The 11,713-nt window shown below is 61.0% G+C and carries 9 protein-coding genes and 1 tRNA gene; 8 read left to right on the top strand and 2 right to left on the bottom strand.

From position 1 onward, the window contains the following. Nucleotides 1-289 precede the first annotated feature (289 nt). The 6 genes from lolA (at nt 290) to cobA (ending at nt 5,827) form a co-directional block, all read left to right on the top strand. Nucleotides 290-889: an outer membrane lipoprotein chaperone LolA gene (gene lolA, locus ENJ19_04805; GenBank protein HHM05047.1), complete on the top strand. Its 600-nt coding sequence runs from the start codon at nt 290-292 to the stop codon at nt 887-889. After that, nucleotides 886-2,223, top strand: a complete 1,338-nt coding sequence (locus ENJ19_04800) for a replication-associated recombination protein A (protein HHM05046.1) — start codon at nt 886-888, stop codon at nt 2,221-2,223. The genes lolA and ENJ19_04800 overlap by 4 nt, the downstream gene beginning before the upstream one ends. A gap of 204 nt (nt 2,224-2,427) precedes the next feature. After that, on the top strand, nt 2,428-2,802 hold the full coding sequence (gene crcB / locus ENJ19_04795; GenBank protein ID HHM05045.1) for a fluoride efflux transporter CrcB: 375 nt from the start codon (nt 2,428-2,430) through the stop codon (nt 2,800-2,802). Beyond that, nucleotides 2,799-3,110: a DUF190 domain-containing protein gene (locus ENJ19_04790; GenBank protein HHM05044.1), complete on the top strand. Its 312-nt coding sequence runs from the start codon at nt 2,799-2,801 to the stop codon at nt 3,108-3,110. The genes crcB and ENJ19_04790 overlap by 4 nt, the downstream gene beginning before the upstream one ends. 61 nt (nt 3,111-3,171) lie before the next feature. After that, a complete protein-coding gene (locus ENJ19_04785) occupies nt 3,172-4,446 on the top strand; it encodes a serine--tRNA ligase (GenBank protein ID HHM05043.1) in 1,275 nt (424 codons plus the stop codon). A 1-nt stretch (nt 4,447) separates the two neighbouring features. Beyond that, nucleotides 4,448-5,827: a uroporphyrinogen-III C-methyltransferase gene (gene cobA / locus ENJ19_04780; protein HHM05042.1), complete on the top strand. Its 1,380-nt coding sequence runs from the start codon at nt 4,448-4,450 to the stop codon at nt 5,825-5,827. A gap of 161 nt (nt 5,828-5,988) precedes the next feature. Here cobA and ENJ19_04775 read toward each other — a convergent pair whose 3' ends face one another. Together ENJ19_04775 and ENJ19_04770 are read right to left on the bottom strand one after the other, a co-directional pair. Further along, complete coding sequence (locus ENJ19_04775) at nt 5,989-6,675, bottom strand: Bax inhibitor-1/YccA family protein (GenBank protein HHM05041.1); 687 nt, start codon at nt 6,673-6,675, stop codon at nt 5,989-5,991. Nucleotides 6,676-6,934: 259 nt separating this feature from the next. Then, nucleotides 6,935-10,297: a M20/M25/M40 family metallo-hydrolase gene (locus tag ENJ19_04770; GenBank protein ID HHM05040.1), complete on the bottom strand. Its 3,363-nt coding sequence runs from the start codon at nt 10,295-10,297 to the stop codon at nt 6,935-6,937. A gap of 253 nt (nt 10,298-10,550) precedes the next feature. On the opposite strand from ENJ19_04770, the gene ENJ19_04765 reads away from it, so the two are divergent. Together ENJ19_04765 and ENJ19_04760 are read left to right on the top strand one after the other, a co-directional pair. Next, nucleotides 10,551-10,638, top strand: a tRNA-Ser gene (locus ENJ19_04765). Between the two features lie 151 nt (nt 10,639-10,789). Continuing rightward, nucleotides 10,790-11,401, top strand: a complete 612-nt coding sequence (locus ENJ19_04760) for a hypothetical protein (protein ID HHM05039.1) — start codon at nt 10,790-10,792, stop codon at nt 11,399-11,401. Nucleotides 11,402-11,713 lie beyond the last annotated feature (312 nt).

The following is an 11,713-nucleotide window of genomic DNA, read 5'->3' as shown; positions in this document are numbered from 1 at the left end:
CGATGGGAAGAATCCGGAGAAATGGTCGTCGGAAGACAAGTTTGCCATTGTATTGGAGGCCGCCTCCCTGAATGAGGCCGGGCTGGCGGAATACTGTCGCCGGAAAGGCCTGTACGCCGAGCAGATCGAGGCCTGGCGCAAGGCATTGCGGCACCGGGATGTGCCGCCATTGACGCCAGTCACTGGGAGTCCGCGAAACACCCGCCATTTTTCGAAATGGCGGGCGGATGTCGCGGGCAGCAATCAAACAGGTCAGGACGGCCTGGTTGATTGCCGGGTTAACAGTTGGATGGCGGTCCTGGGTTTCGCCCTGTTCAGCGCAGCGGCCCAGGCCTCCGGCCCGGAACGGCTGGCGGATTTTTTCGACGGCCTGACCACCCTGCGCGCCGAGTTTCGGCAGACGGTGCAGGACGTACGCCTCAACGTCAACGAACAGGCCAGCGGCACGGTGATGATTCAACGCCCGGGCCGTTTCCGCTGGGACTACCGGGAACCCTACGAACAACTCATCGTGGCAGATGGCGAGAAAATCTGGATGTATGACGTGGACCTGGAACAGATCACCGTCAAACCGCTGGATGATACGCTGGGTGACACCCCGGCTCAGTTGCTCAGCACCACCCGGCCCCTGGAAGAATCCTTCACGGTTTTCGACGACGGCCAGGCAGACGGCCTGGAGTGGGCGCGCTTGCTGCCCAAATCCAAGGACGGCAATTTCCAGCAAGTGCGGCTGGGCTTTGACGGTCAGACATTGCGCCGTATGGAGTTGCAAGACAGCTTCAATCAAACCACCCGCCTGGATTTCAGCGCCGTAGAACGCAACCCCCCCCTGGATCCGGCTGCCTTCCGCTTTGTTCCGCCGCCGGGAGTGGACGTGGTGGGCGAATGACCAGCGGCGGCTTGTTCGATGCCGCCGCCCGCGCCGGTCAACCTTTGGCGGACCGCATGCGGCCGCGGGAGCTGGACAGCTTTGCCGGACAGCAGCATTTGCTCGGTCCGGGCAAACCCCTGCGCCTGGCCATCGAAGCGGGACGGTTGCACTCCATGATTTTCTGGGGGCCACCGGGCACAGGCAAAACCACCCTGGCGCGGCTCATCGCCCGGCGGGTGGACGCCCAGTTCCTCAGTCTCTCCGCCGTATTGGCCGGTGTCAAAGACGTGCGCGCCGCCGTGGAGCAAGCCCGCCAATGGCAGGCAGAGCAGGGGCGTGGCACGGTGCTGTTCGTGGACGAAGTGCACCGCTTCAACAAGGCCCAGCAGGATGCCTTTTTGCCTCATATCGAAGACGGCACCTTCACCTTCATTGGCGCCACCACCGAAAACCCCTCATTCGAATTGAACAACGCGCTTTTGTCCCGTGCCAGAGTCTACGTGCTCCGGCGCCTGACGCCGGCGGATTTGCGCCAAGTGGTGGACCGCGCCTTGATTGACTCTGACCACGGCCTGGGTCAGCATGCCCCCAACATGGCCGGGGAGCTGCGGGATCGTCTCTGTGAGGCCGCCGATGGTGATGCCCGCCGGGTGCTGAACTTTCTTGAAATCGCCGCCGATCTGGCCGGGCCCGGCCCTGATGGCGGGCACATCACCGAAGCACTGCTGGACGAGGTGCTGAGCGGCGGCGTGCGCCGCTTCGACAAAGGCGGCGAGGCCTTTTTTGATCAAATATCAGCCCTGCACAAATCGGTGCGTGGCACCGCCCCCGACGCTGCGCTGTACTGGCTGGCCCGCATGCTGGACGGTGGCTGCGATCTCCTCTACATCGCCCGCCGTGTGGTGCGCATGGCCTCGGAGGATATCGGCAACGCCGACCCCCGCGGCCTGCAGCTGGCCCTGGCCGCCTGGGACGCGCAAGCGCGCCTGGGCAGCCCCGAGGGCGAACTGGCCCTGGCCCAGGCCGTGGCCTATCTCGCCTGTGCGCCCAAGAGCAACGCCGTCTACACCGCCTTTGGGGCGGCCATGAGCGATGCCAGAAAAGAAGGCTCTCTGGATGTGCCGCTGCACTTGCGCAATGCGCCGACGCGACTGATGAAGGCCCTGGACTACGGCAAACAGTACCGATACGCCCACGATGAAGCGGATGCCTACGTGGCAGGGGAGCGCTATTTTCCGGAAGAAATGGGCGAGCGCGTGTATTATCATCCGGCTCCCCGCGGGCTTGAAATAAAAATCGGCGAAAAACTGGCCGGGCTGCGGGCTTTGGACAACAAGCATCGGCGGGGATAAACCACGGAGGGCGCTGGGCAAAACATATGTGGGTGCGTGTCACTGTTGTGTTTGGTAACGCCTGCCTTCCCTTGTAAAACAAGGGGGTATGCATCCAGATTTTCCGCCAGGCGCGGCGCATCCGCGACACTGCATTTCGGCGGCTCCCACCAACAGCGGATGCCCAATGCATTCCGTGTGCTCGGAAGTGAAACAAGCAACGATATGAACCAACTCATCGCCATTGCTGTGGGCGGCGCCGTGGGTGCCGTGTTGCGTTTCGGGGTGTCCACCGCCACTTACAACATACTGGGGCGCAGTTTCCCCTTTGGCACGTTGATGGTCAATGTGCTGGGGTCAGTGTTGATGGGTGTGCTCTACGTGCTCTTCATCGACCGCCTGAACATCGCACCGGAGTGGCGCGCCGCCGTCTTGATTGGTTTGCTGGGGTCATTTACGACATTCTCCACCTTTTCTCTGGAAACGCTGAATCTGCTTGAAAACGGGGCGCCGGTGAAGGCGCTGCTGAACATCATGCTCAGTGTTGCGCTGTGCCTGGCGGCGGCGTGGCTGGGCCTGGCTCTGGGGAGGCGATTGTGAAACGCAAAGAAGTCACCGTGGTGCGAATTTATCTGAACGAGCGTGGCAGTCATCTGGATAATCTGCTGCGCCGGCTGCACGACTGGGAAAAAGTGCGTGGTGTCACCGTGTTTCGCGGTATCAGCGGCTTTGGCAATTCAGGTGATATGCACACCGCCAGTTTGGTGGATCTTTCCCTGGACCTGCCGCTGGTGGTGGAGTTTTTCGACGAACCGGACAAAGCCGCCGAAATTACCCGGCATCTGGCCAGCAGCATCAAACCCGACCACATTGTCAGCTGGTCGGCGTGGATACATGAGCAAGACTAAAACGCAGCCCGGATACAGGGCAGCCGAACACCGGATATGTTTATTCAATTGAGGCAACACCATGTTGGACCCGCGATTGTTTCGCAATGACCTGGACCGCACTGCTCAGCGTCTGGCCGGGCGCGGTTTTGCACTGGATACGGCCCGCCTGGCCCAGTTGGAAGCCGAGCGTAAGAGCCTGCAGGTGGAAACACAAACCTTGCAGAATGAACGCAATACCCGCTCCAAAGCCATCGGCAAGGCAAAAGCGGCGGGGGAAGACATTCAGCCGTTGTTGGACGCGGTGGCGGATTTGGGCGACAAGCTCAAAGCAGCGGAAGAGCGCTTGAGCGCCTTGCAGGCGGAGTTGCATGATGTTTTGCTGGGCGTACCCAATCTGCCGCACGAAAGCGTGCCACCGGGTTTGAGCGAAGATGACAACGTGGAAGTGCGCCGCTGGGGTGAACCGGCGCGGTTCGATTTTGAGCCCAGGGACCATGTGGACCTGGGCAGCGGTCTAGGCCAGATGGATTTCGAGACCGCCGCAAAAATCACCGGTTCGCGTTTTGTTGTGCTCAATGGATCCTTGGCGCGACTGCATCGTGCCTTGACGCAGTTCATGGTGAATCTGCATACCAGTGAACACGGTTACACGGAAACCTATGTGCCTTACATGGTGAACGCAAACAGCCTTGCCGGCACGGGCCAACTGCCCAAGTTCGAGGAAGACTTGTTCAAACTCAGTGGTGAAACAGGTTACTACCTTATTCCCACCGCCGAAGTGCCACTGACCAATATCGTGCGTGATGTCATTATTGACGCGGACGGCATGCCATGCAAATACGTGGCCCATACGCCATGCTTCCGCAGTGAAGCGGGCTCTTACGGCAAAGACACCCGCGGCATGATCCGCCAGCACCAATTCGAAAAGGTGGAGCTGGTGCAGGTGGTGCCGCCGGCGCATTCCTATGAGGCCCTGGAATCACTCACGGCCAACGCCGAAGCCGTATTGCAGCGTTTGGGGCTGCCTTATCGCGTCATGGCCTTGTGCGCCGGTGACATGGGCTTTGCCGCCGCGAAAACTTATGATCTGGAAGTGTGGCTGCCCGGCCAGCAAAAATACCGCGAGATTTCTTCGTGCAGCAATTTTGAAGACTTCCAGGCACGACGTTTGCGGACCCGGTGGCGCAATCCCGCCACCGGCAAACCCGAACTGGTGCACACCTTGAATGGTTCCGGGCTGGCGGTGGGTCGTACTTTGGTGGCAGTGATGGAAAACTATCAGGACGCCGCGGGCCGCATCCACGTGCCCGCGGCTTTGCGGCCGTACATGGGCGGTCTGACGGTGATCGAATAAGGTGAACCTGCTGCCTTTGTTTCACAAGCTGAAGCGGCGCCGGTGCCTGGTGGTGGGTGGCGGCGAGGTGGCTGCGCGCAAGGTGGGCCTGTTGTTGCAGGCCGGCGCGCAGGTGACCGTGGTCGCACCGGCCTTGGTGCACAATCTGCAGGAGCGGCTTGACGAACAAGGCATCACCCACATCCGGCGCGCTTTTGCTGATCAGGATTTGGCGAACGTTCACCTCGTGGTGGCGGCCACCAACGACAGGCAAACCAATCGCCGGGTGTTCGAGTTGGCGGAAACACAAGGCATTCCCGTCAACGTTGTCGATCAACCCGATCTTTGCACCTTTTTTTTCCCCTCCATCATTGATCGCTCGCCAGTTGTGGCGGCGGTGTCCAGCGGTGGCACGGCGCCGGTTCTGGCCCGTCATTTACGGGCCAGACTGGAAACCTTGATTCCGGCCTCGTACGGGCGTCTGGCCGGTGTGGCGGCAGGTTTTCGTGAGCAAGTCAAAACACGTTTGAAAAGCACGGCGGGACGGCGGCGCTTTTGGGAGCAGGCGCTCACCGGACACATTGCCGAACTGGCTTTCAGCGGCCGCACCGATGCGGCGAAGCGGGCGTTGCAACAGGCGTTGGACGATGCGGCGGAAGAGTCGCTGCGACGGGGTGAAGTCTATTTGGTAGGGGCCGGCCCCGGCGACCCCGATCTGCTCACCTTTCGTGCGCTGCGTTTGATGCAGCAATGTGATGTGGTGCTCTACGATCGTTTGGTGAGTCCCGCCATTGTTGATCTTTGCCGCCGCGAGGCCGAGCGCGTTTATGTCGGCAAGAAACGTTCTTTCCACACGCTGCGTCAGGAGGAAATCAACGCGGAACTGGTGGCGCTCGCCAAGGCAGGCAAACGGGTATTGCGTTTAAAAGGGGGTGACCCTTTCATCTTTGGCCGCGGTGGGGAAGAAATCGAAACCCTGGCGGCGGAAGGCGTGGCATTTCAAATCGTTCCCGGCATTACCGCCGCCAGCGGTTGCGCAGCCTACGCCGGTATTCCGCTCACCCACCGTGACTACGCCCAGTCAGTGTTGTTCGTCACCGGCCATCTCAAAGACGGCAGTATGGACCTCAACTGGCCGGCCCTGGTCCAGCCTGCGCAGACTTTGGTGGTGTACATGGGCCTTACTGGTCTGGCAACCTTGTGCACTGAACTGATGAATCACGGCATGCGCCAAGATACGCTAGCCGCCTTGGTGGAACAGGGCACCACACCGGAGCAGCGGGTGCTCATCGGCACCTTGGCCAGCCTGCCCGGCATTGTCGCGAAAACCGACGTGCGCGCACCGACCTTGGTGATCGTGGGAGAAGTTGTGCGTTTGCACGACAAGCTGGCTTGGTTTTGACCGGGCCCGCTGCCGGTGGGCGTCAGTCGTTGGTGAGTTGTTTCGCAATGCTTTGTGAATTTTCCGAATCACAAAAAAGCCCCGGCCAGGGCCGGGGCAGTCTTTGGAGCAAATTTATCAACCGCCGGGTTGACAGGCAACTCAAGCGGCCTTCATCCCGCTCATTCTTCGCCCATAAAGGCACCGAGCAAATGCAGCAGGCTGGTGAACAGGTTGTAGATGGCCACGTACAAACCAATGGTGGCCATGATGTAGTTGGTTTCGCCGCCGTTCACGATCTGGCTGGTTTGGAACAGAATCAAACCGCACATCAGGAAAGCGAAGAGGGCGGAGATGCCCAACGCAAAGCCGGACACGTTGACACCGAACATGCCGGCAATCAGCAAGCCGATGGAGGCCAGAAAGGCCACCAGGATGCCGGCGAACAACATGCCGCCCATGAAGCTGAAGTCTTTCTTTGTGGTCAGCGCGTAGCCCGACAGCCCGATGAACACCAAGCCGGTAAGGCCGAAGGCGGCCATCACCACTTGCGGGCCGTTCGGCAGACCCAGGTACATGCTCAGCACCGGACCCAGGCCGAAGCCCAGCAGGCCGGTGATGCCGAACACCACACCCAGGCCGGCGGCGGAATTCGCCGTGCGGGGCAGCACAAACCACAGCAGAATCAGCGCGCCCCCGGAGCACAGCAGGCTCACCATGGGGGACACTTGCAGCACCATGGCCACGCCCGCCATGACCGCCGTAAACAGCAGGGTCATGGACAGCAGGGAATAAGTATTCCGGATCAGCTTATTGGTCGCCAGCGCTGAATCAGCGGTGGCAACACTAGGCTGTTGATACGGATTCATATAGGACAACCTCCTGGTTTGGGTTGAAAAAGCCGCAGGGTCTTACAGCAGGGCCTTAGCTTACCGGGCCGGGGCAGAAAAATCCACATTGTCCCGCTCAGGGAATAGGCTGTAACTTATTGATTTTTGTCCTTGCATGGGTTCGCCAGGATGTCTCTGACCAGGAACCCGCCGCCTGTTGAAGAGCAACGAAACCCGCTGCTGACAAGAATGACTCCCGGGCGGGTCTGAAGTTCCCTGATATGCCACGGCAGGGCCTTTAGCGTGCTTTCGCTTTCGCCGTGCTGGACAGCGTTTTTTTACCGCGAATATAGTTCAGTGAGATATCATCCCCAGGCTGGAGCCCCCTCAACAACGCGGCGAAGTCCCGCAGGCTCCCAATGGGTTTCCCATTGGCGCCGATGATGACATCACCGGTTTGGAGCCCGGCCGCCTCGGCCGGTGAGCCGGCTTGCACGCCGCTCAGTTTTACGCCTTTGCCTTCAAAACTGAAATCCGGCACGGTGCCGAGGCTCACTCGGCGACCGCTGGCGCGGGGCCGTTGGAGCGCAGAAGTGGTGTTCTCAGCCAGCGCTGAAGCCAAGGCTTCGGGACGGGTGGCAAGGTAGTCCAGGGTTTCCTTGACCACGCTGGCAACTGTGGCCATGCCCGCGCCGTCCAGCTTGTCCGCTGTGTCGCCGGGGCGGTGGTAGTCGCCATGCACCCCGCTGAAGAATTGCACCGCCGGCACGCCGGCTTCGATAAAGCTCAGCTGATCACTGCCGCCGGCGTCGTCACGCACGCCCTTTACGGGAATGCCAGTGACAAAACCCACGCCGCGGAAGATATGCGCCCATTCCCGTGCCGAACCGGTGCCGAATACGGTCACCGGCCGCTTGCCCAGGCGGCCGACGGTGTCCAGGTTGAGGGCGGCGATGACGGTGGCGGGGGAGACCGCTTTTGCGCGCACATAATGGCGCGAGCCGAGCAGGCGGGCTTCCTCCCCGCTGAAGGCGGCAAACACCACCGTGCGCTGGGGCCGCCATGCCGGCCCCAGGGTGCGGGCCAGCTCCAGCAGCACGGCCACACCGCTGGCATTGTCGTCGGCGCCGGGGTGGATCTGGCCTTCATCCCCCGCGTGCACGTCCGGCCAGCCCGTGCCCAGATGGTCGTAGTGGGCGCTGATGAGCACGCTTTGGCCGGCGTAGTCCGGGTTGCTGCCCGGGAGCACGCCAATGACATTTTTCAGGGTAATGGTGCGGGGCGGATCACCCACGTTTTCCGTCCAAATCTGGAGGTGGCCGCCGCCGTCTCCGCCCCCTTGCAGACCGGCTTTTTGGAATTGCCCGGCGATAAAATCCGCCACGTCGTCCAATTCCGGCGTGCCCAGACCCCGGCCCTTGCGGGCGGGATCCGCCAGCCAACGGGCATCGTCCATCAGCCGTTGTTCCGAGAAGGCGGGAGGCAGCGCTGCCAAGGCGTGGCGGGGGGTGAGTGCGGCGCGCCGGGGTTTGACACGCGCGCCATCGGTCTGTGTCACGGCAATGGACAAGGGCGAGTCCACTACCGGCCACTGGCCCTTCACCGTGTTGACGGGCTCGTCGCCCTCAAAACCCAGATAGCTGTATTTGCTGTAGTGGGGCAGTTTGCGGGCCAGACCGGGCACGGCGGCGGCATCCGCGCTGGCGACCCAGGCCAGGGCCAGGTCGGGATGGGCAGGGTGGCGGGTAACGGCCACGGCGGCGGAGGGCTTGCCTGCGCCGGGGGTGAGGCTGATGCCGGAGCTTTTCAGCGCCGCGCTGTAATTATTCGCCAAGGCCTGTTTCAGTTGGGGCAAGAAACGGTTATGCCAGCCCAGCAGCCAGATTGCCCGGTCACCGGGCAGGGTTTCGATCTCGTCGTCGCGTTTGATCTCGACATCGCCCCGCCGCGCCCATTGCCGGGCGAAATCTTGCCAGGCCGCCTGCAACGCGGGCGGCTCGTCACCGGGCAGCACGATCAGGCTTTTCCGGGCACCGAAGGCAAGACTCAGCGCCGGGGGGATTTCCTCCCGGCTCACCCGCCGGAACAGATCGAATTCAGGGTCCACGTCCAGCAGCAGGGGGCGGGCGGGCAGGTGGAGTTTCAGTGTCTTCTGTTTGGCGCTGAGTCTGACAACGGTTTGATAAGCGTTCGCCTGACCTTTCAGTGACACGGCGAGCGGCACTTGCAATTGGTAAGCGGGGCCCGTTTGCGTCTGTGCCAGGCGGGCCGTGAGCAGATAGCCGTCGCCGTCCCGCTCTGCCCGTGCCTGGCTCACGGTGAGTTGCGGCGCACCGGGGCGGCGGATCCACTGCGCGAAAAAATCCGAAAGCTCCTGTCCGCTCACCGCTGTGAAGGCCTGCTCCACCTCGCGAAATCCTGTCACCTTGAACAGCCGGTCGCGGTACAGCTTGCGCAAGCCGGCCACGAAGGCTTTGTCCCCCAGCTTGCGGCGCAGCATGTGAAAGAACATCAGTGTTTTGCCATAACCCACCGCTTGCGTTACCGAACTGTGGCGGGCGCGGAATTCGGTCAGGGGAAAATCTTGGGATTCAGCCACGAAATCAGCGTAGTTTTGCAAGGTGGCGCGGCGGTATTGCGCCCCCTGGCCCCGTTGTTCTTTGAACAAGTGATCCGCCAGATAGGCCGTCAGGCCCTCCGCCCAGTTGCCCGACTGGTAATCCACAAACACGCCGTTGCCCCACCAGTTGTGCAATATCTCGTGGGGATAAGACGAAACGATAATGAACGGGAAGCGAATGATGCGCGGGCCCAGCAGGGTGAAGGAGGGCATGCCGTAGCCCGTCTCCCAATAATTCTCCACCAGGGCAAATTTGCTGTAAGGATAGGGGCCCAGCAACTTGTTGTACATGTCCAGATAGCGCACCGTTGCATCCAGGTACTTGTCGGCCAGCGTATCATCGGGGGTGCGCAAATAGGCCATGGCGCTTATCCGGCCGGCACTGCGCTGGTAGGCAGTGAAGCGCGCGGCGCTGACGTAAATATCGTCCTGCGCCTCGGGCGATTCCCACCGCACCCGCTGACTCCCGGCGGTGGTCTCATGACGCGCGCGCTTGCCCTGGGAAAGTGCATCCCAGCCCTGGGGCACGGTGATATCCAGATTAAACGTGACAAGGGGCGCTTCGTCGAAGCGGGGGAACCACGCGGTGGAGGCGGCCAGAAACACGCCATCGGGCCCGATGCTGCCCGGCGTTTCACGGAAACTGCGGCCGTATTCCTCACCCTGTGCGGCCAGCGGATGATGAATGCGGCCGCCATAGCGCAGGGTGAACTGGCGTATGCCGGCGGGAAGGGAAACGCGATAACGGGCCCAAGGCACACGTTCGCCGCCAGAGGACTGATTCATCCCCGCATTCCCGGCGCTTGCGCTGGAAAACACCCGGCTCAGGCTCACCCCGTGCGTGGTGACCTGGGGTTTCAAACCGTCGTGCAAGGTAAACTCGAACGTCGCCGGCCACCGCTGCGGAACACGCAGCGTATCGACCACCTCCAGCGTGTGTGCCGCAGGGATCAGAGTAAGCCGCAGGTCATGATGAACCGGGGCCTCATCAGCATAAACCCCCGGGGCAAGAAAAAGCACCACGGCCAGACCTGAGAACATCCATTGACTCACTCTCGCCATGACGACCTCCCTATGGGTATCCAAATCCTGGTTGCCAGAAAAAACGCGGTTCCTGTTCCCCCCTTTGAAAAAAGGGGAGGGGGGATTTTTAACATCAATTCTTGACATCCTTACCCGGCACCGCGCCACCCACCAACACGCCAAAGGATACAAAATATTTCCCCAGGTTCCTTCAAGATCCCACGGCAAGCTGGCCAGATTCTACCCGTTTTGCTATCTTGCCACCCTCGATGGAGAGGTGGCTGAGCGGTCGAAAGCGGCGGTCTTGAAAACCGTTGAACCTCGCGGTTCCCAGGGTTCGAATCCCTGCCTCTCCGCCAGATTGTCCGTGAATCCGCAGTCACGTTTCTATTGACCCGGCAATCAAACAGGCTGTTCTGACTGTTTGATTGACAGTCACCCGCGAAATCCGCCCGCCATTTGGCGACATGGCGGGCAGTTCACAGGCTCCCAGTGGCGGTCAGGAAATAGGTGTCGATCGTGGGCGCTTACGCGCGGCGCAAGTTCGTCGAGGCCGGGCGAGCCGCGCCGGCAAAGAAAAAGGGCCAAAAGGTGAGCAAGGCCAGCGTGGCGATCGGCAAGCTCCGCAAGCTGTATGCCATCGAACAACGCATCGAGAAACCGCCGCCCGAAGAGAAGACCCGACAACGTCAGGCACTGGCCGGTGCGGTGCTCGAAGACCTCAAGCGCTGGCTGGATCACAACCTGACCCGGGTACCGAAGGACAGCCTGACCGGCAAGGCCATCGCCGCCATCTACAGCCTGATATCGAGACGGCCAGGGCCGACGGCCTGGAACCGTTCGCCTGCCTGCGCCATATGCTGCGGCATATCGGCGCGGCCGGGACCCTCGAACAGCTCGAGGCCCTGCTGCCATGGCGGGTTGAGCCGCCTGTCACAGCGGAGTAGAGTCGACACCGGCAGGGAATATCGCCAGCGGAGAAGACGCGTTCGCACAGGTCCCCGTAAGGCCCCATTGGCAAGGATGCCGGGGGGCCTTGTGATATGTGGGAATCGGGTTGGGCACGTTGGCGCTTACGATGCATCAAGTTCAGAGTTCTTATCCATCATACAAGGCGGGTAAGCGGACCGGTCAACCGCGGCGCTTGTTTGGGTTCATTTCTGGCCGTCCGCTTACCCGCAATCGTTAGGCATAAAAGGAGATTTCGTGAAAATGTCAGATGTACTATCAATTTTGGCACTCCTAGTGGCGGGAATATCTGCACTGTATGCAAGATGGTCTTGGGGAGAAGCTAGAAGGGCAAATGATATTGCTATTCACGAAAAACAACTAAGTATTTATAAATCCTTTTATTCATTGAGATTCCTACGTGGGGAAATTTTTGCTTCGATACCAAAGTAAGGAGAACAGGAATGAGATTAGCGCAGCGCAAGG

The organism is Gammaproteobacteria bacterium, assembly GCA_011375345.1.
In the GTDB taxonomy this organism is placed as follows: Bacteria; Pseudomonadota; Gammaproteobacteria; order DRLM01; family DRLM01; genus DRLM01.
This window is presented reverse-complemented; position numbering and strand designations above follow the sequence as displayed.

Coding starts and splice junctions, on each gene's coding strand:
- ENJ19_04785 (HHM05043.1), top strand. CDS start 3,172: ATGTTGGACCCGCGATTGTTTCGCAATGACCTGGACCGCACTGCTCAG.
- crcB (HHM05045.1), top strand. CDS start 2,428: ATGAACCAACTCATCGCCATTGCTGTGGGCGGCGCCGTGGGTGCCGTG.
- ENJ19_04800 (HHM05046.1), top strand. CDS start 886: ATGACCAGCGGCGGCTTGTTCGATGCCGCCGCCCGCGCCGGTCAACCT.
- lolA (HHM05047.1), top strand. CDS start 290: ATGGCGGTCCTGGGTTTCGCCCTGTTCAGCGCAGCGGCCCAGGCCTCC.
- ENJ19_04775 (HHM05041.1), bottom strand. CDS start 6,675: ATGAATCCGTATCAACAGCCTAGTGTTGCCACCGCTGATTCAGCGCTG.
- ENJ19_04770 (HHM05040.1), bottom strand. CDS start 10,297: ATGTTCTCAGGTCTGGCCGTGGTGCTTTTTCTTGCCCCGGGGGTTTAT.